Source organism: Oceanococcus atlanticus (assembly GCF_002088235.1).
GTDB classification, from domain to species: Bacteria; Pseudomonadota; Gammaproteobacteria; order Nevskiales; family Oceanococcaceae; genus Oceanococcus; species Oceanococcus atlanticus.
Genome location: NZ_AQQV01000003.1, coordinates 69144 through 92356 on the forward strand (window position 1 = coordinate 69144; position 23213 = coordinate 92356).

General features: G+C 59.6%; 16 protein-coding genes. 7 read left to right on the plus strand and 9 right to left on the minus strand.

Annotated features, from left to right (window positions below):
• The first annotated feature begins 170 nt into the window (after nucleotides 1-170).
• Nucleotides 171-1442, plus strand: a complete 1272-nt coding sequence (locus ATO7_RS11280; protein WP_158523172.1) for a serine hydrolase domain-containing protein — start codon at nucleotides 171-173, stop codon at nucleotides 1440-1442.
• 20 nt (nucleotides 1443-1462) lie between these two features.
• On the opposite strand, the gene ATO7_RS11285 is transcribed toward ATO7_RS11280, so the two are convergent.
• The 3 genes from ATO7_RS11285 to ATO7_RS11295 are packed head-to-tail and all read right to left on the minus strand — an operon-like array spanning nucleotide 1463 to nucleotide 6296.
• Complete coding sequence (locus tag ATO7_RS11285) at nucleotides 1463-2992, minus strand: DUF1302 family protein (RefSeq protein ID WP_146680306.1); 1530 nt, start codon at nucleotides 2990-2992, stop codon at nucleotides 1463-1465.
• An 8-nt stretch (nucleotides 2993-3000) separates the two neighbouring features.
• Entirely contained in the window at nucleotides 3001-3807 is an 807-nt protein-coding gene (locus tag ATO7_RS11290) for an outer membrane lipoprotein-sorting protein (protein ID WP_146680307.1), read from the minus strand.
• Nucleotides 3804-6296, minus strand: coding sequence for an efflux RND transporter permease subunit (locus tag ATO7_RS11295; protein ID WP_206044905.1), 2493 nt, complete (start codon nucleotides 6294-6296; stop codon nucleotides 3804-3806). Before ATO7_RS11295 ends, ATO7_RS11290 begins: the two co-directional genes overlap by 4 nt.
• 322 nt (nucleotides 6297-6618) lie before the next feature.
• On the opposite strand from ATO7_RS11295, the gene traF reads away from it, so the two are divergent.
• The 3 genes from traF to ATO7_RS11310 all read left to right on the plus strand — a co-directional run bounded on the left by traF (nucleotide 6619) and on the right by ATO7_RS11310 (nucleotide 12242).
• A complete protein-coding gene (traF, locus tag ATO7_RS11300) occupies nucleotides 6619-7833 on the plus strand; it encodes a conjugal transfer protein TraF (RefSeq protein WP_158523173.1) in 1215 nt (404 codons plus the stop codon).
• A gap of 1168 nt (nucleotides 7834-9001) precedes the next feature.
• On the plus strand, nucleotides 9002-10699 hold the full coding sequence (locus tag ATO7_RS11305) for a hypothetical protein (RefSeq protein WP_146680308.1): 1698 nt from the start codon (nucleotides 9002-9004) through the stop codon (nucleotides 10697-10699).
• 172 nt (nucleotides 10700-10871) lie between these two features.
• Nucleotides 10872-12242 (plus strand): DUF1329 domain-containing protein, encoded by a 1371-nt coding sequence (locus tag ATO7_RS11310; RefSeq protein ID WP_083561899.1) that lies wholly within the window; start codon nucleotides 10872-10874, stop codon nucleotides 12240-12242.
• Here the strand turns inward: ATO7_RS11310 and ATO7_RS11315 are convergent.
• From ATO7_RS11315 to ATO7_RS11335, 5 genes are all read right to left on the minus strand, one after another.
• Nucleotides 12239-13051, minus strand: coding sequence for an SDR family NAD(P)-dependent oxidoreductase (locus ATO7_RS11315; RefSeq protein ID WP_083561900.1), 813 nt, complete (start codon nucleotides 13049-13051; stop codon nucleotides 12239-12241). The two genes, ATO7_RS11310 and ATO7_RS11315, sit on opposite strands and share 4 nt — an antisense overlap.
• Before the next feature lie 60 nt (nucleotides 13052-13111).
• The gene (locus ATO7_RS11320) at nucleotides 13112-15274 is read right to left on the minus strand and encodes a hypothetical protein (RefSeq protein ID WP_083561901.1); all 2163 of its coding nucleotides are present in this window, start codon (nucleotides 15272-15274) and stop codon (nucleotides 13112-13114) included.
• A gap of 81 nt (nucleotides 15275-15355) precedes the next feature.
• Nucleotides 15356-16123 carry a heme ABC transporter ATP-binding protein gene (locus tag ATO7_RS11325; protein WP_083561902.1) on the minus strand — a complete coding sequence of 256 codons (768 nt, stop codon included), beginning with the start codon at nucleotides 16121-16123 and terminating at the stop codon, nucleotides 15356-15358.
• A 31-nt stretch (nucleotides 16124-16154) separates the two neighbouring features.
• A complete protein-coding gene (locus ATO7_RS11330) occupies nucleotides 16155-17150 on the minus strand; it encodes a FecCD family ABC transporter permease (protein ID WP_146680309.1) in 996 nt (331 codons plus the stop codon).
• A 23-nt stretch (nucleotides 17151-17173) separates the two neighbouring features.
• Nucleotides 17174-17953 carry a heme/hemin ABC transporter substrate-binding protein gene (locus ATO7_RS11335; RefSeq protein WP_158523174.1) on the minus strand — a complete coding sequence of 260 codons (780 nt, stop codon included), beginning with the start codon at nucleotides 17951-17953 and terminating at the stop codon, nucleotides 17174-17176.
• Nucleotides 17954-18119: 166 nt separating this feature from the next.
• On the opposite strand from ATO7_RS11335, the gene ATO7_RS11340 reads away from it, so the two are divergent.
• The 3 genes from ATO7_RS11340 (at nucleotide 18120) to ATO7_RS11350 (ending at nucleotide 22148) form a co-directional block, all read left to right on the plus strand.
• Nucleotides 18120-18848, plus strand: coding sequence for a HugZ family pyridoxamine 5'-phosphate oxidase (locus ATO7_RS11340; RefSeq protein WP_083561905.1), 729 nt, complete (start codon nucleotides 18120-18122; stop codon nucleotides 18846-18848).
• A gap of 235 nt (nucleotides 18849-19083) precedes the next feature.
• Nucleotides 19084-19818 (plus strand): HAD family hydrolase, encoded by a 735-nt coding sequence (locus ATO7_RS11345; protein ID WP_083561906.1) that lies wholly within the window; start codon nucleotides 19084-19086, stop codon nucleotides 19816-19818.
• Between the two features lie 8 nt (nucleotides 19819-19826).
• Nucleotides 19827-22148 (plus strand): TonB-dependent receptor, encoded by a 2322-nt coding sequence (locus ATO7_RS11350; RefSeq protein WP_083561907.1) that lies wholly within the window; start codon nucleotides 19827-19829, stop codon nucleotides 22146-22148.
• 82 nt (nucleotides 22149-22230) lie between these two features.
• Here the strand turns inward: ATO7_RS11350 and ATO7_RS11355 are convergent, their stop codons facing one another.
• Nucleotides 22231-23115, minus strand: a complete 885-nt coding sequence (locus tag ATO7_RS11355) for a LysR family transcriptional regulator (protein ID WP_083561908.1) — start codon at nucleotides 23113-23115, stop codon at nucleotides 22231-22233.
• Between the last annotated feature and the right edge of the window lie 98 nt (nucleotides 23116-23213).

A 23213-nucleotide genomic window follows, 5' to 3' on the forward strand; every position in this document is an offset into this window, starting at 1 on the left:
GGCTCGGCAATATTTGCGCGTGGTGCGTTTTGCGCCTGTTGTATGCAGCACCTGGGACGCTTGTGTCGGCGGTCAGCTGTTTTGCCTCTGAGACCGAGCGTGCATCAACCTGAGGTCCTGATATTGTGCGTGTCATAAAGCGGCCGCGCCAGCGGCGGATGGGGAACATAATGATTAAAGCATTGCGACGCTGGTCAATACTCAGCGTGGTGCCCGATGATTTGGCGTCAGTGACCGATACCGCATCGGGTGAGGTTGCCGAGCACACGCTGGGGCTGCGTGACGGCAGTGTGCAGGCATTGTGGCAATGTTTCGAACGGCTTTATGCCACTGGGGTTCAGCCCGGTCTGCAATTGTGTGTCCGCCATCGTGGTGAGGTGGTGATTGACCGCGCCATAGGTCATGCGCGCGGAAATGAGCCGGGTACTTCGGGCAGTGCGCTGGTGCCCATGACGGTTAACACTCCGATCAATCTGTTTTCGGCCGCCAAGGCGGTCACAGCCATGCTGGTGCATCGGATGGTGGAGCAAGGCGCACTGAGCTTGGATGATCCGGTTGCCTCGCATCTGCCGGGCTTTGAGCGCCATGGCAAGGCTGCCATCACGGTGCGTCAGATTCTGACCCACCGTGCCGGGCTGACCCGTATGCCTATACTTGACGATGGTGATGAGCTCGATGCGCTGCACGATGATGAAAAGCGGCGTGAGTTGGTGCTGTCGTTGCGTCCGCAGGGCCGGGCAGGTGGGTTGCCGGCCTATCATGCGATCACCGGTGGCTTTGTGCTGGCTGAAATGCTGCGTGAGCTGACTGGCCAAGATCCCCGGGCCCTGCTTCAGAAATGGATTAAAGGGCCCTTGGGCGCCCAGTGGTTGGACTACGGCTTGCCAGCGGACCGCGCTGACCAGATCGCGCTCAATGCAGCAACGGGCTGGATGCCGGGACCGATCGCGTGGCAGTTGTCGCGAGTGGTTGGTGCGCCGTTTGCGCAGGCCATCGCCAAGTCGAATGACCCGCGGTTCCAGTCGGCGGTTATTCCTTCCGGCAACGTGGTTTCAACAGCGCGTGACATCGCGCGCTTCTACCAATGTCTGCTCAATGGAGGTGAGTTCGACGGGCAGCGTGTGTTTGCCGAGCGTACGGTGCAGTCGGCCATTCGACCCGATCGTCAACGGGCCAGCTTAGACCGGGTGATCGGCATCCCGATTCGCTATTCAGCGGGTTTTATGCTCGGCCATGGAGGCGTTGGGCTCTACGGGCTCAACCGGTATTCAACCTTCGGCCATCTGGGCTTGTCGAGTACATTGACCTGGGCGCGCCCGGACACCGGTTCAGTGGTGTGTCTGGTCACAACCGGCAAGCCGGTGCTCGGGCCTCACATTCCGGAGATGCTGAGTATGTTTTCGGCCTTGAATCGGTTCTGCGAGAATCGGTTGGTACGCTGAAGCCACGGTCGGCGAGGTCCTCAGAACGACCATTTGATTTCGGCAAAAACGCGGTCGTTGTCGCCGCTGACGTTGAAGGGCGCCTGGTCGCCGCCCTGATAGAACACCGCGCCGGCCACAACCACCAGCGCCGAGGCAAATTCATACTCGGCGTTGATGCGGTGTATCGCGCCGCCGCTGTCGCTGAAGATCTCTCCGTCTCGGTTGAACAGCACGCTGATGAGATGCAGGCGCAGTCGTTCATTGAGAAAGTCACGGGTCATACGCACAGCGGATTCGCCGCGCCACTCAAGATAGCCAGACCAGGCCAGGTCCTGGTCGAAGTCCTCGATATGTCGGGCGGCAAATTCCACACTGAGCGTGGTCTGGGCAAGGCCGAAATATTCCAGGCCTAACAGCATGTCGTAGCGGCGCACTTCACGCACATCAGTGGGCAGCAACTGGCCGCCGTCGGGCACCAGTGCATTGATAATCGGCAGTGCGTTGAGCAGTGGCAGCGGGTCTTCAAGGATGCTGCTCGAGGTCAACTGCAAGCCATCGATAAGCGCCGCTTCATGTTTGAACAACCAGCCTCCGCGGGTGATCTGCACGCCGTAGCCGAACTGGTTGACGCGGCTGTGGCGCAGCACGGCGTCGCGCTCAAAGTCCTCCTGGCTTGCGTTGCGGTCGCTGCTGTCGAAGGCGCGTGCATCAAGATACGGTTCGTCAAACCAGCGGCGCGAAGCGGTCAGGCTGAGATCCCAGCCGCTGAAGCGCCCGGTCAGGGCGGCGGCATAGTCCAGCTCCTCGAAATCCTCGGGTTGAATTTCACGGTAGCTCACCGCATTGCCTTGGCCGTCGGTCACGCTGTAGAAATCACTGCCTATCGGTGGATTGCGTGAAAAACGCTGCTCACCAATCAGGATGGCCGAAGCCTGCCAGGGGCCGGCATAGCGATCCAGGCGCAGCATGCCCACCGGAAGCCGCAGGTCTTCGATGTCGGCCAAGCCCGGCTCCAGATTGTCCAGCGGGTTGAGAACATCGAGCACGCGCAGATTGTCGGCAAAGCCCCACACCACGACCTGCCGGCCGAGCTTGCTGTCCCAGTTTGAACCGAGGCGGGTTGAGATCCAGGCGTCCTGAACGTCAAGCACCTGCTCGTATTCGCCGATCACGGCCTCGGTGTACGTGGTGTCACGCAAGTCATACGCAAAGTCGTGCCAGGCACTGACATTAAAGCTGCTGCGCCAGTGCTCGCCGAACTGACCGTCCAGGCCCAGATTCAAACGCAGGCGCAGCTTGGACAGACCGTCGTAGTCGGTGCCGGTGGATGAGCGATGATTCTTCAGGTTGTAGCTGCTGGCCAGGGACAGGCTGCCGCTGGGGTCCCAGGTTTTCTGTTCAAAACCTTTGCTATCGGTATCCAGTGCGATGACATCGTCATAGTTATCCAGCTCGTCAAAACCGCCCAGCACGTCATCCATGCTGTCCTGGGCGAGGACGCCGTGGCTGGCGAGCAGGCCGCCAACAAGGGCCGCAAGGGCCGTCTGCCGTCGCAACGGATGCCGCATCGCCATCCTTACAAGCCCTGGCTTAGACGACGCTGGGTGAAAAGATCGTCGTCCATGGGCTGGTTGTATTTGACGTCGTCCCAGCGCAGCACGCTGGCGTGCTCGGTGTGCTTGCCTTTCTTGGTCGTCATGACCATCTCAAGTGGCGTCCAGATGCCGTCGATCTGCTCCAGCTTCTTGACCTCCATGAACTTCAGGCGGCCACCTTTTTCCAGCCAGTTGACCGCGCGAACGACCACGTAGTTGTCCTGACGGATGAAGCTGACCGATTTGCTGTAGCCGGTGCGCTTGATTTCGTCCTCGGTCTTGGGGGTGGACAGAATCTGCCAGACCTTGTGCCCGTCAACCTCGGTCTGCTTCATCACCTCATAGGTGTAGTCGTCCAGGTCCGGGCTGCTCATATCGGCATAGGTGAAGTCCGAGCCCATGAAACTGCCGCTTTTGTCGGCCGCCGCGATGCGTTTGACCTTTTTCAAAGCAGGCAGGTAGAGCCACTGATCGTCATCTTTGCTGCCGTCGTCGTAGTCGTAGGTCAGAAAACCGGTGTCCTCGACATTGGCCGGGCTGAGAAAGAACATGATGCTCTGGGTGTCTTTGGGGTTGTCCGGTGCGTTGCGCCGGAACGAGCGAATATGCCGCTCGCGGGTGTCCCCGCTGTCGTTGATCAGCACCATCTGCATGTCCATGACCGCGTTTTCGCCATCATCGCGGTCCTTGACCTTCTGCATGATGTCGCGCCCCGACAGTTCGGCGTGGCCGGTCAGTGGCAGGCTGAGCGCGCAGCCCAGCAGAATGAAGCGTATGCAATGTCTCATGCGATGGACTCCTTGTGAGAACGTTCTTTCCAGCGGGCCAGCAGCACCATCAGGGCCGGGGCCAGCAGCACATCAGCGAGGAAGGCCACGATGATGCTGGTGCCGGTCAAAAGGCCAAAATCCTGCAGGTTGTTCATGGTTCCGAACAGGTTGACGAAGAAGGCTGCCGACAACACCAGCGAGGTGATCATCAGCGCTTTGCCCGTGGTGCGCAGTGTTTCATGCACGGCGCGTGGCGCGTCGCCCGTTTGGACGTAGTAGCGCTGGAAGTTGTGCATGAAGTGAATCGTGTCATCCACCGCCAGGCCCAGTGCGATCGAGCCGATCAGCAGGGTGAAGGCATCCAGCGGTATGCCGAGGATGGGCATGAGCGCCAGGGTGAAAATGATCGGCGCCAGATTCGGGATCATGCTGATCAGGCCGGTGCGCACCGAGCCGACCAGCAGCATCATCAGCGGCGCGATGATGCAGAAGGCCAGGATGTAAGAACGGATGGTGTCGCCGATCAGAACCTTGACGCTGCCGGCCAGAAGCATGATCACGCCGGTGAACGTAACCTCGGCATGATCACCCACGATGTCGCGAAAGCCTGACTGCAGGGCGTCCAGATAGTCGGGGTAGAGCACCCCATCAACAAACGGCATCTTGGCGGTGATGCGCATTTTGCTGAATGCGGTGTCGACGATGTCTTCCAGATCATCGCTGCCCGAATTCTCGAACAGCAGCAGCTCCTGGGCGATCAGGGCGCGGTCATCGGGGATCGCGTAATACGCCGGATCGTTGCCGTTCAGCGCCTGATGCAGTTCCTTGTTGATATCGAGCAGCGAGGTGGCCTTGCCGGACTGAACGCCGTGCACCTCTAGCTGATCCAAAAATTGCATGGCCCGGTCAACCGCATGCAGCAGCAGCGGATCATGCAGGCCGTTTTCGCGCCCGCTGTCGACCACGATTTCACTGAAGGTGGAGCCGCCGAAATTGCTGTCCAGGGCCTCGGTGACATCGCGGATTTCCATCCCTTGTGGAAACCAGCTGAGCGGGAAGTGACTGGGGCGAATCTGTGCCACGCTGACCAGGCAGGCCGCGATCAGCACAAACCACAAGGCCACCACGCGCAGCGGATAGGTGGTGGAGATTCGGGCGCAAGCCGTCAGGAACCGCTGGAACGGGCCGTTGGAATCGTCCTTGAGACCTTTGTCCTTGAACGGGGTGACGGCAATCAGCGCCGGCAACAGGGCCAGCGAAAACAGCAGGGCGCTGAGGATGCCCATGGGGGCGATGATGCCGATATCGGCCACCGGTTTGAGGTTGGCGGTAACGAAGGACAGCAGGCCGCCTGCGGTGGTCAGTCCGGTCATCATGACCGCCAGACCCGAATGCCCGAGTGCGTAACGCAGTGCCTGACGCTTGTTATCGCCGCGGTCGACGGCCTGGAAATAGGCGGTGAAGATGTGCACCGAATTGCCCACCCCGATGGCCAGCAGCAGCGATGGCAGAATCTGCACCGAGGTGGTCACCACCATGCCGAAAAAGCACATCAGAGCGAAGGTGAAATACACCGAAAGTGCCGACACGAACACCGGCAGGCCGACGATCACCCAGCGCCGGAACACGGCGAACAGCAGCGCCGAGATCAGCACGATGCCGATACCCGAGAACAGGAACATGTCGCGTCCCAGTATGAAGGTCAGCTGATGCATCATCAGCGGTGAACCCGCCATGCCGATGCGAAAGCCGGCATCGCCGTGGCTATCTTCCAGGACCGCAATGCTGTCGATGATGCGGTAGATCTCTTCGTCGGTGATGAACTCGGCCTCCGCCGTCGGGGCTGCCGCTGCGCTGTCATCCAGCATGGCATCCATGTCATCGAAGCCGGCGCTGAAATCGAAATCATCCAGGGCGGTTGCAGCGTCCGCATCCGAAGGGCTGGCCGCGTAGGTGTCCGGTGTCACGATGAGCACCGTGCGGGTCAGCGATGCATCCACGAAATGATTGCGGTACAAGGGGTTTGCGCGGATGCGTTGACGCAAGGCGTCAAACTCGGCCGGGTTCTGTGGCCGATCCTCCAGCAGGTCCTTGACGATCAATTCATCGCCGCGCCCCACGGTCATGCGTGCGTTGATCAGGCTGTCGACCTTGTCCACCTGGGGGATGTCTTCCAGCGCCGTGTGCAGCGTCTGGAGGCGGCGCAACACCTGATCGTTGACGATGTCGCCATCGGTTTCGACCAGCACCACGATGCGTTCGTCCTTGCCGAATTCGTGCTGGAAGGCGTCATAGACCAGACGAGCCGGGTCCGACTCGCGCAGATAGCTCTCATTCGAGGTGTCGACCTGCATGGTCGGGAACCAGGTCGAGAAGAAGACCAGTGCCACTGTCAGCGCGGCGATCACCCACCACGGATGGTCATGGCAGATTTCACCCCAGCGGCCGAAAGCGGATTCGATGCGCGAGCGCAGGCGGTCTAACGCTGAAAATTTCGGCGTGGTCATGAGTTGAGCAGGAGGCAAGGTGGAGGACAGGCACACGTTCATGTGCCGTTAAGGCAGTGTCCTTAATTTAGCAGAAACACCGATGCACGCCAACGACACGCCGCTGAATATTCCTGCTGAATATGTTCAAGCGAAGTGCAGGCACCCTAAAATGGTCGGTTGATCATTAACGGTCTTTTTTTGGGGAATCTGAATGTTGAATGTTGTGCCCACGCGTTTTGGGCGGGTTGTTCTGTGTCTGGTCTCATTGAGTGCAGTGGGAGTGACGCATGCTGCGGTTCCCGGCAACCTGCCGGCCGGTTCAAACCTAACAACGGCCGCAGTGTCCATACCGAATATGGCGCCTGCGGGCAATGGCAATCCAGCCCTGCTTGCGCGTTCTTTGGGGGATCGGCGCTGGGCATTGCACGGTTTTAAGTTGCCGGCGATCGCGCTGGAGCTTGGTCCGGTTGATGACTTTGTCGACAAGCTGGATGCGCTGGAAGCGCGGGTCGATGATGCGGAGACCGACGGCCAGATCACCGCAGCCGAGTTCCAGGCCATCGAGGCCGAGTTTCAGCCGTTGCTGGCAGAAATTGGCGCTAAGGCTGAGGTCGGTATTGATGTCAGCATGCCGCTGCCGACCTTGCCTGTTGTCTTCAAAGCGTTCGACGGGGTCATGGCGGTGCACGTGGATCTGGCGGTCTCGGCGCTGGCCAATGTGATCGACGGCGACCTTGAGCTCGACGTGGCCGATGAAGAAATCCTGACCAACAGCGCCGTATACGTGCGTTCGGGACAATTCGTTCAGGTTGCGGTGGACTATGCCCGTGATCTCATGCCCTTTGCGCTGGGCCAATTTGATGGTGCAGTCAGCGCGGGGGCGCGACTCAAACTGATTCAGGGTGAGCTGAGCCGCCAGATTGCGGCGCTGGATTCGGATGATGACGAAGACACGGCGTTTGACCGTGCGGGCGACAACTATGACCTGAACAAGGATTCCGCCTTTGCTGTAGGCCTGGATGTCGGGGCCGGCTTCGTCGCTGAAAACCTGGCATTGGGCGCTACGCTACGCAACCTGATTCCAGCCAAATTCGACTTTGCCAACATCGGTAGCAACTGTGCCAATCGTGCGCAGGAAACCGAACGGCAGGATTGCTTCGCCGCAGCCGAATTCATCGCCCGTGGTGACGCGCCGGCCCGTGACGACTTCACGCTGGATCCGCAGCTGTTCGTTGAGGCCAGTTATGCCCTGGCCGACAGCGGTGTGACGGTCTTCGGTGGATTGGAGCTCAATAAGGTCGAGAACATTGCGGGTAACGATTACCAGTGGCTGAGCGTTGGCGTCAGTTATGTCGGCCCGTGGTGGCTGCCGGCAGCCCGCGCAGGCTGGCGTAGCAACCTGGCGGGTAGCAAGCTGGATGTCATCAGCGTGGGCTTCAACCTGTTCAATGTACTCAGCATTGAAGCGTTTCAGTCGCTCGACAGCGCCCGCTACGATGGCGATAAATATCCTCGCAGCGCGGGCGTCACCATTGGATTTGGAGGTCGTTTCTAAGCTGTCTGATCTGATCCCGCAATGCCTCAGAGCTACTCCATATTCGGTAGGAGTGCGGGGCGAAGGGGCCGCATGATGATGGCGGGGGCAGGGATTGCTCCCGCCGTTTTGTGCATGGGATGAGGCATGACAACAACATTTTGCAGCCTGTAGGCACTGCCGGCTTGCCCAGAATGACCACCCCACCGAACACGCGTGAGACAAGAGCTTGCACAGGTGGCAATTTGAAACGCAGTCGAATCAGGCCGCGCAGAAAGGTCTGCAACGGGCCTACGTGATGCAGGTGGACGGGCCGTGCCAAGACCGGTAGCTCAGCATCGAATGCAGGGTGACATCGCAGCAGGCACGTTTGGCCAGCTGGGTTGCCGCCGGCATGGTCGAGGAACATGCTGCGGTGATTGCACGTATCCAGGCTGATTTCGTCCGTCAGTTCTGTCGCCCGGGAGGAAGCCGCGCGGCTGCTCAGCGAGGATGGTGCGAGTCTATCCGGCCGAACAAAGTCATCCTTGCAAGGCCTCGATCAATTTGAGTTATGACTCAGTTGTCGGCGCCAGGAATAGGCGCTCAAGATCTGCGCTTCGCGACATTGATTTCAGCCGGCGTGCTCGGAAAACGAGTAGAAGGTCTTGCCATCTTTGATGCGCCATAGAGGCTTTCCGAATGTTAGGAAAGCCCTAGCTACAGGGCTTTTTCAGGTGTGCTTAAAGCGGCTCTCCAGCTATGAATAATTTTCAACAACATTCTTATCATCTGTTCGTGGTTGACGTGGCCAAGTTTCGCGTGGCAGCGTGAGTTGCAATAAGAAATGCCATTCAAACGGGGGTTTAGATATGGCAAGCCACATGTGTGGATGTTATGGGAGAGAGCCGCTGAAAGGGCTGGCGTGGTTTCGCGCAGCAGCGCCTTCGCGCACCAGACCGTGGCGCATCGTAAAGGCCGATCGCCTGACGTTGTAAATCTGCGTTTTCAATATGTCATGTGTCAGGGCAAGTTCTGTGTCCTACGCAGGGTCGGTGTTGTGTCCACGTGTCCGGCTGGAATTCTTGGTCTGATTTGTAGTTCATCGGCGGTTGATTAATAGCAGCAGCTTGTCGTCGGTGTGTTCGTTAACGCTGGATTTAATGGGGATTAAATTCAGTGGTTTTGCCATGAGTGAGGGAGAATAAGAATGTTTGAATGGAAACTGCAGCGTGTCGCGGGCGCGGGGCTTGTTACCTTGTCCGTATTGTTCAGCGCGTGTGGTGGCAGCAGCGGGGGAGACTCTGATGATGGGGGGGCGGGCGATCAGCCTCTGAATCCAGCGACACAACCCAATGAGGTTATGAAGGTTCTGGATATGCGCGTTGGAAACACCGATGCGGAACTGCAGACCGGCAACCCTCCGGAGAAGTCGGGCACAGCTGGGGACCCCTCCGTGGCCGTGGCCGACGATGCGTTGGAAGTCAACTCTGGCGGGGGGCTCGACATTGATGTCGATTTTGATTCCAGCTCTGCGTTGGCCAAGCTTTTTGTGCAGGTGGTTGGCGCAGATAGCTACGCAGAAATTGAGTTCACTCAGGGCTCCACGAAAGCCGTCGAGTCGCTGAGTCTTGCCGTTGTTGTGAATACCGATATCGGATCGGGCCAGTTTTGCCTCGACATCAGCGGACAAAACGTGGATGAGCTGGTGTCCAATGCAGAGCGGGTCTGTGTGACGGTAGACCGGACTCTTCTCGATGCCTTGCAGGGGCGTTGGGTTGCTGACTGCTTGGATGGCGGGAGCGAATCGTTCCACGTTGTCTGGGACGTTGACCACGCAGATGTGTTGAGTACGGAAACGCTCTATCTGGGTACATCCACCTGCGCTGGCACGGCGGATAGTACCTACAACGAAGAACTTTTCTTAAGCGTCGGTGGCACCACCGTTGCGAGTGACGGGGGAGAAGCTTATGAGGTGGACATCGTCAATCTCAGCGAGGGAAATGCCAGTTCCTTGTGCATCATTCGTCCTGAGGAAGAGCAGTTCCTGATAGGGTGCGGTGACGGAACAACCCGAGCCAGTGAGCTCAGCGAAGTATTTGCTCGTGAGCAGGCCGGTTCGGGAGGCGCGAAGTTCACCAGTGAGTTTCTGGCTGGGCGCGTGTTCTACCTGGAGGTCATTGATGAGGCTTCAGGTACGGATGACTCAGTTGCTCAGTGGGTATTTAACGCGGATGGCAGTGGATCCGTATATTTTTTGCCCAGCGACGACAACGATTTTGACACCGATGACGTCAATCCCATTTCCTGGGCGGTGACCAATCAAGGTGTCCTGGAGTACACCGAGTTCGGCTCTGATGGTGAGGAATACCGCGTCACCGTGACTGCCAGTGCGGTTGACAGCAATTCCGCCTTGTTCTCCTGCACTGTGGAAGAGGGCGGACAAACCTTGTTTGCCTGTGCAGAAGATTCGTCCATGACTGCGGCTGATGGAACGCTCTACGACTTTTTGGCGGGTCGTGCGTTCGTGCCCGACATTGCAGACGGTGATATCGAGCGCTTGGTATTCAACCAGGATGGCACCGGATCGATCCGTTTTGAGCCGAACCCGGACAACGACTTCAGTAACAATGATGTCAATAGCATCCACTGGCGAGCCGTGAGCGGCAACCGGCTCGAATTCACCGAGTTTGGCGGGGACGGGCATGATCGCGGACAAACGAATTGTGAAAATGACCAGTTCATAGACTGTGAATTGGCTCACTACGATTTCACATTTTCATTTACTGAGATTGGCGGGAGTTCCGCGACGTTTAATTGGGAACTTGACTACACCGAATACAACGAAAATGGCGCTGTCGAAGAGACCGGATCAGCATCTGGATCAGGGTCGATGCAGGTTGAATAATTCACCTGTGACGTCTTTTTAGGACGTCGTTGCTAAACCATCTTAAAAACCCGGCTTGCCGGGTTTTTCTTTTCCGGCTACTTCATTTCTAGTACGTCGTCGTGGATCACGGCCCGCATGATGACCGCGGGGGCAGGGATTGCCTCCTCGGTTTTTGTGCACGGGATGAGACATGAGAAAAACACCTTGCAGCGGTCTGGCACTGGGCCTGATGCTGGTCCAGTTGGCCTGGGCCGATGCCACTCCGCAGCAGATTGATCAGCTCGGCGGTGATGAGCTGACCTGCATGGGAGCGGTGCGCGCAGGCACACCTGGTGGTGTGGCGGCATACACCGGAAAGTATCAGGGGCAATGGCCGGGGCTGGACAAGCCGCACGGCTGGGTGCCCGGCCCCTACGCTGATGAGCAGCCACTGTATGTGGTGACACAGGCCAATATGGCGCAGTACGCCGATCTGCTGACTGATGGGCAAAAAGCCCTGCTGCAGAAGTATCCCGAACACTACCGCATGCGGGTTTTCCCCAGTCATCGCGATTTCCGCCCGCACGAATGGGTCTGTGATGTGGTCAAGCGCAATGCCGAAGTGGCCGCGCTGCGTGACGATGGTCTGGGTGTGAGCGGTTACACCGGCGCGCATCCGTTTCCGTTTCCAGACAATGGTCTGGAGGCGATCTGGAATGTCATTGTCCCGCACCGGGCTGGCTCGGAGCAGGTGGTTTACGACATCGCTGATGTCTATCCCAATGGCACCGTGGCCTGGGGCAAGAGCGAGTTTCGCACCTTGGGTACAGGCACCGGCGCGCCCGGCCAGCCCTTCGAGCTCGTGCCTTTCGACAAAGAACATGCGGCGGCACTGTTCTTCATGAAATTCCTGGCGCCGGATCGCCTCAAAGGCCAGGTGGCGGTGGGTTATCAGCCGAACAATTTCTCCGGCGATGCAACGCAAGCGTGGCAATACTTGCCCGGCCTGCGGCGCGTGCGTAAAGCTCCCGAAGTCGGTTTTGATTATCCGGTGCCGCCCTCGGGTTTGCGCACCTCTGATGATGACTACCTGTTCAACGGCTCACCACACCGCTACAACTGGACTCTGGTCGGACGCAAAGAGGTGCTGATTCCGTATCACAACTTCGAGCTGAACAGCCCCGAGCTGAGCTACGACGACATCATCCAGCTGCACACCATCAATCCCGACCACTTCCGTTACGAATTGCACCGCGTCTGGGTGATCGATGCGCAGGTCAAAGACGGGCTGCGCCATGTGTACAAGCGTCGCCGTCTGTATGCCGATGAAGACACTTGGCTGGCGATGTGGGCCGACAACTACGATGGCCAGGATCAACTCTGGCGCGTCGCCATGGTGGCGTACTTCTATTCGCAGGAATCTCTGACCTTCCACCGCGGCGCATCGATCTACCACGACCTCACCTCGGGGGCTTACGAGGCCACCTATCTGACCAACGAAAGTGACGATTGGTGGCGCCTGAACCAGCCCATGGCGCGACGTAATTTCAGTCCGGAAGCGGCTGCCAGGGCGGGCAATTAGCTGTCGTTCTGCGCCTCATATTTCATCGCCATCGCAGCGATACGGGCTAGAAGCTGACGCGGCATGAAACGCACCTGAAATGCGTTGATGGCGTTGATTAGGCCGGTGACGATTTCCGGGCGGCCTTTTAGCGTGCGCTTGAGGGCCATGCGTGCGACCTCCCGGCTGCTCATCATGGTCGCGTTGTGGAAACGGTTGCGTGCCTGACCTGATACGCGCAGGAACTCGGTTTCGGTCACGCCGGGGCAGACCACGGTGCTGGTCACGCCGGTGCCTTTGAGTTCGTAGTGCAGCGCATGGCTGAAACTCAGTACGTAGGCCTTGGCCGCGGAATAGGCACCATAGCCAGGCGAGGGCTGGAAAGCGCCAACCGAGGAGATCTGCATGATCCGGCCGTAGCCGTTTTCCACCATCGGGTTCACGAACAGGCGGGCCAGGTGGGTCAGCGCGACGATATCCAGCTGCAGCATCTGATCGGTGCGCTGCCACTCGGTGTGTCGGAAATCACCAAAAAGACCGAAGCCGGCGTTGTTGATGAGGATGTCGATGTGGATACCGGCGCTGGCCAGGTCAGCGGCCAGAGCTTCGCGCGCACCTGCGTCGCTCAGGTCACAACAGCGATATTCCGCAGGTGTGCCGAATTCATCCTGGATGTCGACACTGAGCTGCTGCAGCAGCTGCTCGCGCCGGGCCACCACAATCACCCTTGCGCCCATGGCGGCCAATTGCTTGGCAAAGTCGACGCCCAGACCGCTGGAGGCGCCGGTAACCAGCGCGGTTTTTCCTTCAAGTGATGTTTTTCCGAACATGCGATGCAACCGAACAAAGAGGCCCACAGTGTGCCATGTCCATCTTTGCCGGTGTCCGCGTTACGGGGCTTGATGCATTTCCAGCGCAAGCACGCGCATGATGGCTGCTTGCAACACCAGATCGGCCTGATTGCGGGCGATGCGTTTGTCGACGATAGCCTCTGCCAGGGCGGCCAGGCCAAGCTTGCGCATCTGCTGCTGCGCGCTCAGGTAGTTGAGCCAATCACCCAGATGTCGTCCACGTTGCAAGGCGAGTTGATTGCGTGTGCGCAAGGCGCCGGGACTTGCGGTGCGGCCTTGCATCCAGGCACGTAAATCCAGATCAACCAATGTGCTGAACGACTCGCGGGCAGCCTCTTCGGCGCGCTGAGCGCTTTTCAAAGTGCCGGCAAACTTGCGAAGTTGTTCGTACAGGCGCGGGCGCAACTTTTGTTCCAGAACGCGTCTTAGCGGGCCTAGCGGAACGCTCTGTATGGCATCTGCAAGCGCCAATGTGGCGATGGCCTTGCGCAGCATGGCCTCGGAGGTCACCGAGCCGTGGATCTCCATCTCCATGCCCTTGAACAGAGCATGCTGCTTGCGGAATTGGGCCCACTGGGCCTGACCTGCGATAAGACGCCCCTGTGCGTCCACGTCCTGGGCCAAATCACCAATGCTGCGCTGGTCATCGCTGGCCAGATCGCCAAGTGTGTTGAGGGCCTGCTTGAGCGCCCGCACTACGCTGGCGATGCCGTGCTCGGGATCAAGCAGATTGCAGCGGTTGTCGCGCAGCGGGGCCTGTTCGGCCAGGATGGCGTGCAGTTTGTGATAAGTCGCCAGCGCATCCTCAATGGTGTGCTGATGCTGCTGACGCATCTTGCGAATACTCAAGGTCACCCGGTCCGGCAGGCTGAGAATGCACTGGCCGAGCTTGGCGCGTTCCCCCTGGTACTCACGTTGCACTTTCAGATACCAGGCGCGCAGGGTCTCGGCCATGCGCACGTCGGTGTCAGGCCCTTGATACAGCCGCCCTAGATGTTTGGCGTAAATTGGATGGTCGTTCAGGGCCTTGAGGGAAATCGCGTATTCGATGAGGCTGGGCAATTGCGCACTGATATCGGCCAGCACAATCTCGTCATCCAGGCAAAACTTGAGCAACTCCTGGCGCACGGCGCGCCCGCGTGTGTTCAGCCACAGGTTGGACTTGCCGCCGTCCAGGGCGCTGCGTATGCGCTCAAGCTGATTGATTGAAGGCAGGGCATTCAGGTCAAACTGATTGCGTAAAAGCTCGGCGCGCTGATTCAGGGTTTGTAGTTCTCGGTGCAGATGACTGAGCGCTTTGTCAAACTCCGCCTGCTTGAGCGCGGGGTCACGCCATTGCAAAAACGAGTGCGGGACCGCAGCGATTGCAGCGAGCAGCTTTTCCAGTTCATCCAGACCCTGGCAACTGGTGGCAAACACGGGGTCGCCGGGCAGGCGCAGGGCTGCGGTGAGTTTGTCGAGTTCCGGCGCCAGTCGATTGAGGTCGCTGATGAATGTGTCTGCACGCAGTAAGACATCGCGCAGCTGCCCCAGGGTTGTGTGTGGCGCCAGATGGGTCGTCAAGGTGGCGATGCCGCGCTGATGACGCTGCAGACACTGCGCATCAAACATGTCCCAGGGACTGACTCGGCTGGCCAGACGGATCGACAGCGCACCCAGTGACAGAAACATGTCGAGGCCGTTGCGCGACTGTTGCAAACGCTCGCCACTGAGCGCCGGCAGATACTCCCAGATGACATCTTCGTCCGGTTCCGGCAGCTGCTCCAGGGCGTCGATCAGCTCGCCCAGTTGGGTCATCGGTAAGCCCGCATCGGCACCTGCAGGTAGAAAATGACGCAGGTCCGCAAGCAAGCCGGACACGGCAACCAAACTGGCCTGCCATTCGGTCAGGCGTTCGCTGACCTGACTGAACTGAGCGGGATCAAGTTGTGTGTTGTTGATACCTGCCCAGGGGTGACTGGCCAGATCGCCGGATATGGTCAGCTGGCTGAGGACCTGATCGTGACTTTGGATAAAGCGCTGCAGCAGCTGGCTCAAACGGTCGCGCATGGCCGCCGTCAGGGTGTCGCCATTGTGGCCCTGCGGACAATACGCATCGACCTTGTCGCGCAACTTGAGCTGCAGCTGTGCCGCTTGCAGCTTGATGTCGCGGGGGCTTAGGCCGGTGGCGCGCCAGGTTGATGTCGGGTGAAGCTCTGACATGAAAATCGCTCAACGCTAATCCGCACAGTCTAATGTGCGCCGAGGCGGCTTCCATGCGCCGAACAGAGGATACGCTAGGGCTCAGGCGACAGCGTGCAGGTAACGGTGCCCGTCATGTCGCAATCGGGCAAAGTTTAGCTGGTAAATGCGGTCAATGCGCGGGTCGTCCAGGACCTGCTCCGGCGCGCCGTCGAGCGCGACATCACCGTCATGCAGTATGAGCAAGCGGTCTGCATAGCGGCTGGCCAGGTTCAGATCGTGCAACACACAGATCACGGTCCAGCCGCGCGCGGCGCAGTCTTTGAGACATTGCATGGTTTGATGCTGCCAACGTGGATCCAGGCTGGCTGTGGGTTCGTCGAGAAGGCACAGCGCATCGGTGCTTTGCTCATGCAGTTGGCACAAGCTGCGGGCGAACTGCACCCGCGCGCGCTGGCCACCAGACAGGCGTGAGTAAATCGCTTGATGCTGATCACTCAGCCCAACCTGATCCAGGGCTGCAGCAATGGCCTGTTGGCCGTACGCAGTATCTTCGTCGGTGTACGGGCTGCGGCCCAGGGCCACAACCTGATGCACAGGCCACGCGGGCTGGTTGGGCACTTGTTGTGAGAGCACCGCGCGACGGCGAGCCAAACGCAGGGGCTGCCAGTGGCGCAGGTCCATGCCGTCCAGGCTTATACGTCCGCTGCTGGGCCTCAGTTCGCCGCTGAGCAGGCGTATGAGCGTGCTTTTTCCGCTGCCGTTTGGCCCGCCAATGACGCACAGCTGGCCGGGCCTGAATGCCACGCTGATGTGATCCAGGCACAGACGGCGATCATGCCGGTGACTCAGGTGATGGGTTTTCAACATGATGCTCAATCGCGGCTCGGTGTTTGTGTGCTCACAGGCTTTCCAGTTGGCGTCGTTTGGCGTAGAGCAAGGCAATGAAGAAGGGCGCACCGCACAAGGCGGTGACAACGCCGATGGGCAACTCGGCTGGCGCCACAACCAGACGCGCAACGGTGTCCGCAGCGACCGTTAGCACTGCGCCGGTGAGCATGGCGGTGGGTAGCAGACTGCGGTGCCCCGGGGCACAGAACATACGTGCAACATGAGGGACCACCAGGCCGACAAAGGCGATGACTCCGGTGTAGGCGACCACAGCGCCAACGCTGAGCGCGACCGCTGCGATCAACAGTCGGCGGCTGCGTTCCACCGCAAAACCCAGATGGCCGGCGGTCGCATCTCCCAGTGTTAATGCATCCAGCACGCGGGTCTGGCGCAACATCACGGCGCCGCATACAACAAGCACGGGCGTTAGCAACGCAAGCTCTTGCCAGCCGGTGCGAGCGACGCTTCCAAACAGCCAGAAAGTGAGGGTGCGTAAAGCCGGGTCGTCGGCCGCATAGGTCAGCAGGCCGAGAATGGCGCTGGCCAAGGCGTTGACGGCAATGCCTGCGAGTAGCAACGTCGTGGCCGGCGTGTGGCCGTCTACGCGAGCCAGTGCCATGACGCCGAAGCACACCATAAGGCTGAGCGCGAAAGCAGCTGCAGGCAACCACATCAGCGCGCCACCGAACACGATCACCAGCGCAGCGCCGACCGCGCCACCGGTGGAAATACCGATCAAGGCGGGTTCGACCGGCGGGTTGCGTGTGAGCCCTTGCAACACGGCGCCGGCGCCAGCCAGGGCGGCACCGGTGAGCATTGCGGTGAGGGTGCGTGGCAGCCGGATCATGGTAATGGTGGCGGTTTCGTGCGCGGGTAGCTGTGTTTCGCGCTGCAACAGCCATTGCCACAGAATGTCCAGGATGCGCTCCGGGGCGATGCGAATGGGCCCCAGACTGAGACTGAGTAGGAGCACCACCACACCGACCGCAAAGGCCGTGATGCGCATTGCCTTGGCGTGCTGCAAAGGCCTCACGAGCCGCTGTCAGTCTGAAGGCCGATGAAGTGCTGGCTGAGCAGCTGCGCCGCGGTGCCCACACGCGGTCCCATGGCCAGGATCATGAGGCTGTCCATCACCAGCACTTGCTGCTTTTGTCCGGCTGGCGTGGCGGCAACACTGGGGCGCTGAAGAATACCCTGGCGGCCGCCCAGCATGGGCAGCGCGTGCTGAGGAACGATGATGATGTCGGGGGCCAAACTGATGATGGCCTCATCACCAACAGGCCGGTAGCCGCTGAAACTGCTGGCCACATTGCGCGCGCCGGCCAGAGTGACCAGCGCGCCCGCGGCGCTGTCGCGCCCTGCAGCCATCCACTGACCGCCTTGTCCACCGATAACCACCAGGGCGCCCGGCTTATGCTGTGGCGCCGGGGGCAGGGCCTTGATGGACTCCTCAATGCTCTTGATCAAAGCGCGCGCTTCGGCGTCCTTGCCCACAGCTTGCGCGATGCTTGAAATCATCGCCAGCGCCTCGGCCAGGGGAGGCGGTTCGGGCAGCACGACAAGCTTGATGCCGGCGCTGCGCAGCTTTTGCAACACCGCCGGTGGACCGGCATGGGCCGAGGCAAGCACCAGATCAGGCGCTGCCGAGAGAATGCCTTCGGCGGCGAGTTCGCGGTAGTAACCCACCTTGGGTAGGGCGTGTACGGCCGGTGGCCAGACGCTGCTGGTGTCTGTTGCCACAACCTGTTGGCCTGCGCCCAAGGCATAGACCGTTTCGGTGACCGTGCCGCCTAGGGTGACGAGTCGCAATGGCGCGTTTTCGGAGGATTGTGCGGAGCTAAAAGGGCTCAGCAGCAGGATCAGAACCAGCCAGCAGCGGGAGGGGTTAATAAATTTCATCGCGAATATTGAAAATAAGAATGATTCGCATTAAGTTAATCCCTCAGGTAGTTCAATTCAAGCACTGAGGACCCTCATGCACCAGGCCGCACGCGACGCATATCAACTTTTGAGCAGCCGCCAATACGGGATTCTTTCGTCTTTGAGCGTAAAAGTGCGCGGCTATCCGCTCGGTTCGGTGACCCCTTATGTGCTGGATGGCGATGGCAATCCGGTGATCCTGATTTCGGATATCGCCCAGCACACCGCAAATCTCAAAGAAGACACCCGCTGCAGTCTGACGGTGGTCGAGAACACCGACGGCGATGTTCAAGCTCACGGCCGAATCTGTGTGATGGCCAATGCCGAGCCGTTGTCGGAGCATGGCGTCAGCGCGGTTGCTGCTCGTTATCTGCGCTTCTATCCAGACGCCGAAACATATTTCACCGCGCACGATTTCAGCTTCTGGCGCCTGTTGCCGCTAAAAATTCGCTACATCGGGGGCTTTGGTCAGATTCATTGGCTCGATCCTGACGACACGCTCAAGGCCAACCCGTTTTCTGGTCCGGCAGAGACAGCAGCCTGTGTGCACATGAATGAACGCCACCAGGAAGCGCTGAGGCGCTATTGCGATTTCTCGAATATTGAATACAGCGGCGAGCAGCCTTTGATGGTTGGGCTTGATTCCGAAGCGCTGTATCTGCGGGTGGGGCTGGCCGTTCACCGGCTCGCTTTCCGCCGCAATGTGCTGACCAACGATCGCCTGCGTGAAGAGACCCTTGCCATGTGTCGCGCCGACTATTGGCGCACCAGGCGTGCGGCTTGATGCAGCTCGCTTACACAACACAGGCGTGTTGTTCCGGCGCTGGGCCGGGGTGGCTGGCGCTGCGCGTCAAGGCATGCACGTTGCCGCAGCCGGGCGCGCCAAGCGCTGACCAAAATGACCATATGACACATCACGACGAGGCCGGCATTCCGCGCATTCGCGCGTCAAGTTCGACCCGCTTAAGCCTGAAGCGGTTGCGACGGGCACATGACCACAACTCGCGGAGAGCACACCTATGAGTACTGTTATTCAGGCCCGAGAATACTTTCGCCCACGTCGCCAGGTTTCGCCCGCCGGGCCCGGGCAGATCGTGATCGATCTGGAAAGTTTGATTCTGGATGCCAGCGCTGGAGTCCAAGACAGCCTGCGCTTCACCGTACGAACGCTTGGCCTCAATGTCAGCGATGAAGAACTGATCAAAGTGGCGGGCTGGGAGCCTGTCTCCGCGCTGTTGTTTCGCTGGATAGGCGAACCCGACGCGACCCGTCAGGCGCTGCAGGTTTATCAGGATCATTTCGACAGTCAGGGACGCTACCTGTCGCAGCTTCGCCCGGGTGCGGCCGCCGTGCTCGCGGCTGTTCGCGCGGTCGATTGGCAGGTCCACTATTTGACCCATATCGGCAAGGATGCGGCATTCAAGCTGATGAACCAGTTTGCGCCCGATGCCGGTATCCACTCCATCATAAGTTCGGTGCGCCCCGGCAGCGGTTTGATGCGGCCCCATTTGCTCAGCGGCCTGCTGCACAACGGAAAAATCGCTGCAGAGCAAACCTTGCTGGTTACCGATCACCCGTTGGAAATGTCCGCTGCGGCTGATCTGGGCGTGCCAGCGATGGCTTTGGGCTACGGCCGGGCCCCGGCGGTCATGCTCATGCAATACCGGCCTGCTGCGATGGCGCGTAATTGTCGCGATGCGGCGTCTTTGTTGCGTCTGCATTGTATGGCGCTGGCCCGCAACGCCATCAACTAACACGATAGATGACTGAACGTGAACGGCGATTGGCCCCGCTGGCGGGGTTGTTCGCTGCAACCATTCTGCTGCCCGCGCATGCTGAAAGCACGCCTGAGACCTATCCCGATGTCATTCAACTGGATGCGCAGCATCCTGATGACGACGCTGCGGACCGCACGCAACTCGACACCGTCATTGTGCTGGGTGAAAAGCTTGGGCGCAGCTTGCGGGAAACCAGCACGTCGGTTGAGGTGATCGGTGCTGACGATCTCAATCAGCGGGGCAAGCTCAATCTGCAGGATGTGCTGGAAGACACGGTCAATGTCAGTGCTGGTGAAGAAGGCGGCTTGTCCATACGCGGCATTGATCAGACCGGCGCCAGCGGCGGGGCAGGCGCCCCGCTGATCAGTGTTCAGGTTGATGGCGTGACCCTGGACGGTGTGTCCCAGGAATCCGCCCTGGAAACTTTGTTCGACGTGCAGCAGATTGAAGTGCTGCGTGGCGCTCAGTCGACCAGTCAGGGACGTAATGCTCTGGCCGGCGCCGTGGTGGTCAAATCCAAGGATCCCACCTGGTATCCGGATCTGTATGCGCTGGCACGCTATGGCAGCCTGAATACCTGGCAGCTTGGCGTGGCGGGCGGTGGACCGCTCAATGATGTGTTGGCCATGCGTGTGGCGCTGTCGCACGATCACAGCGACGGTTTTATCACCCATGAGCCTGATGGTGCGGACGATTTTTCCGCCCATGACCACAGCATGGTGCGGCTCAAATTGCTTTACGAATCGCTTGCGTTAGCAGGCTTTCGCAGCCTGCTGAACTACAACCGCAGCCGGACCGATGGGCAGCCCGACTACAACATGGAAAAGGGCACCGCGGGCACCGACATGCGCCGGACCAGTACGGTCAACACGCAGACGCGGGATCTGGTGACCAGTGAACTGGTGTCCTGGGACAACCGTTACACCTTCGAGTCAGGCTGGACCTTGAGTGCAATCAGCGCCTTGATGCGGACGGAACAGGACTACATTCGTGATTTCGACGGCACCGAGGAGCAGGGCGGTAGCAATCCTCTGTACAACGACGGTGACAACCTGACGCAGGAAATTCGCCTCAGTACTTCAGACAACGGTCGAGTGCAAGGCATGCTGGGGCTTTACGCCGGGCGTTTTCGCACACGCAATTCAACGTATTCGAATGATGTGCGCATTCCGCTGAGTTCCCAGGTAGCCATACCCATCCTGGCTGATGCGCTGGAGCTGGAAGTCGATTTCCTCAGCCAGGAGCGCAAAGATGCGGACAATCTCGCCGCATTTTTCGAGTTTGATGTCGAGGTGCTGGACTGGCTAACGGCCACTGTGGGGCTGCGCTATGACCGCGAGACCTTGGATGCACGCAATCGCTTTGCCACCCAGCGCGCTGAGGCCTTTGTGGTGGCGCCGGATGGGCTGGTTGCGGTGCCGCTGGTCGGCTTGACGCTCGAATCCGTGCTTGCGGCGTTGCCCGGTCTTGATGTGCGTACGCTCGCGGTCGCTGCTGGGGTGGCACCGGAAACCAATGGTTTTCAGGGCGGTAAAACCAGTTATTCGGCCTGGTTACCCAAACTGGGTTTACGGGCTGCTTTGGGCGAACACTGGAGTGTATTTGCCAGTTATGCCGAGGCCTACCGTGCCGGTGGCGTGGATGTGGACTCAACCACCGGTGAGGCGGTGGGTTTTGATCCGGAGTACACACACAACTATGAACTCGGCGTCCGCTGGCATTGGGGGCAGGCCGTGCAGCTTGCCGCCAACGTTTTCTATGTGGATTGGACCGACCAGCAAGTTCCCGTTCCTACTGGTTTGTTCTTTGTCACTCAGAACGCAGCCAGCTCGCGCTTGTACGGCGCCGAGGCCAGTTTGCGCTGGCGTTTCTCGCCGCAGTGGCGAGTGCATCTCGCGCTGGCCACGGTGGACACGAAGTTCATCGACTATGTTGATGGCGAGAACGACTATTCGGGCAACCGCTTCGTAATGGCGCCGGAGCGCAGTGCCAATCTGGGGCTGGTCTGGGAGCATCCGGATGGGCTGATGGCCGCCCTTAACGTGTCGCACCAAAGTATGGCTTTTACCTATCCGAGCAACAGCTCGGAGGATCGCAGCGACGCCCGTGAACTGGTCAGTCTGCGTATTGGCTACCGCCGCGGCCAGTGGGCTGTTTATCTCACCGGGCGCAACCTGCTTGATCAGGATTACATCACCGAAACCTACAACTTCCCCAATGGCTATCTTGGCGCGGATTCACCGCGTGGCTATGGGGCATACGGAGCACCGCGCACCGTCAGCGGCACGCTGGAGTGGCAGTTCTGAAGGGGAACGCGCGCGGCGGGCGTCACGTCCTTGGGCGTGGCGCCCTTTTTTAGGGGTTTGCTGAACCTCTTATGGCGCAGGCTCAGCGGCTTGCCAGAAGAAGCTGGATGAAGTTGTCTGCCAAGGGATTGCGTTGCTGGATGGGGCGCACCACACCCAGTTCAATCAAAGCGGGAGTGCCACGCAGGAAGCGATACTGAACGCCTGGGCGTTTCAGGTTCTGCACCGATGCCGGCACCAGGGCGACGCCCATGCCGGAGGACACCAGGCCAATAACGGTTTGCATCTGACGTGCGCTCTGCGTGATGCGCGGCGAGAATCCAGCGGCGTGACAACGACTGATGGTGAGGTCATAAAGCCCAGGCGCAATGTCGCGCGGGGGCACGATGAACTCAGCGTGCGCCAGCGAGGTCAGATCGACGCCGTCACCGTCGGGCCCACTATGTTGCCAGTCATCCGGTGCGGCCAGCAGTAGGGGTTCCTGATGCAAGGGCAGGAACTCAAGATCAGTCTCATCGACCGGTGCCAATCCAATGCCCAGATCAAGTCGGGAGCTGCGCAGGGCGCGAATCTGCGCGTCGGTGGTCAATTCCTGCAACTGCACATCGGCATCCGGATAGTCGGAGCGGAACTGTTTGAGCGCGGCGGGCAGGATGCTGTAGTCGGCGATGGAAACGAATCCGATCGTCAGCGTTCCGAGCTGCCCGCGCTGCGCATGCTGAGCCCGCATGCAGGCTTGATCCAGGCGTGAAAGCAGCGTGCGAATGTCTTGATAGAACTGGGCGCCGGCCAGGGTGGGTTTGACCCCGCGATTGCTGCGCTCGAGTAGCTTTACGCCAAGATCGTGCTCGAGCGCTTTGATCTGGGTCGACAGCGGTGGCTGGGAAATATGCAGGCGGCGGGCCGCTCGCGAGAGGCTGCTTTCCTCTACCGTCGCGGCAAAATAGCGTAATTGGCGCAGTTCCATTATTCGTAAAAGATATGGCTAGATGCCCAATATACTATTGGATGGTATAGCCAGTCCGTCGCACAATAGCGCCCCCTTCAGAACGCTCAACATGTTTG

What these genes read in the sequence shown, in the direction of transcription:
- ATO7_RS11330 (WP_146680309.1), bottom strand. Translation starts at nt 17,150, where the DNA reads ATGCGCATCACGGCCTTTGCGGTCGGTGTGGTGGTGCTCCTACTCAGT.
- ATO7_RS11355 (WP_083561908.1), bottom strand. Translation starts at nt 23,115, where the DNA reads ATGGAACTGCGCCAATTACGCTATTTTGCCGCGACGGTAGAGGAAAGC.
- ATO7_RS11325 (WP_083561902.1), bottom strand. Translation starts at nt 16,123, where the DNA reads ATGTTGAAAACCCATCACCTGAGTCACCGGCATGATCGCCGTCTGTGC.
- ATO7_RS11345 (WP_083561906.1), top strand. Translation starts at nt 19,084, where the DNA reads ATGAGTACTGTTATTCAGGCCCGAGAATACTTTCGCCCACGTCGCCAG.
- ATO7_RS11305 (WP_146680308.1), top strand. Translation starts at nt 9,002, where the DNA reads ATGTTTGAATGGAAACTGCAGCGTGTCGCGGGCGCGGGGCTTGTTACC.
- ATO7_RS11295 (WP_206044905.1), bottom strand. Translation starts at nt 6,296, where the DNA reads ATGACCACGCCGAAATTTTCAGCGTTAGACCGCCTGCGCTCGCGCATC.
- ATO7_RS11315 (WP_083561900.1), bottom strand. Translation starts at nt 13,051, where the DNA reads ATGTTCGGAAAAACATCACTTGAAGGAAAAACCGCGCTGGTTACCGGC.
- ATO7_RS11350 (WP_083561907.1), top strand. Translation starts at nt 19,827, where the DNA reads ATGACTGAACGTGAACGGCGATTGGCCCCGCTGGCGGGGTTGTTCGCT.
- ATO7_RS11310 (WP_083561899.1), top strand. Translation starts at nt 10,872, where the DNA reads ATGAGAAAAACACCTTGCAGCGGTCTGGCACTGGGCCTGATGCTGGTC.
- ATO7_RS11320 (WP_083561901.1), bottom strand. Translation starts at nt 15,274, where the DNA reads ATGTCAGAGCTTCACCCGACATCAACCTGGCGCGCCACCGGCCTAAGC.
- ATO7_RS11280 (WP_158523172.1), top strand. Translation starts at nt 171, where the DNA reads ATGATTAAAGCATTGCGACGCTGGTCAATACTCAGCGTGGTGCCCGAT.
- ATO7_RS11340 (WP_083561905.1), top strand. Translation starts at nt 18,120, where the DNA reads ATGCACCAGGCCGCACGCGACGCATATCAACTTTTGAGCAGCCGCCAA.
- ATO7_RS11290 (WP_146680307.1), bottom strand. Translation starts at nt 3,807, where the DNA reads ATGAGACATTGCATACGCTTCATTCTGCTGGGCTGCGCGCTCAGCCTG.
- ATO7_RS11285 (WP_146680306.1), bottom strand. Translation starts at nt 2,992, where the DNA reads ATGCGGCATCCGTTGCGACGGCAGACGGCCCTTGCGGCCCTTGTTGGC.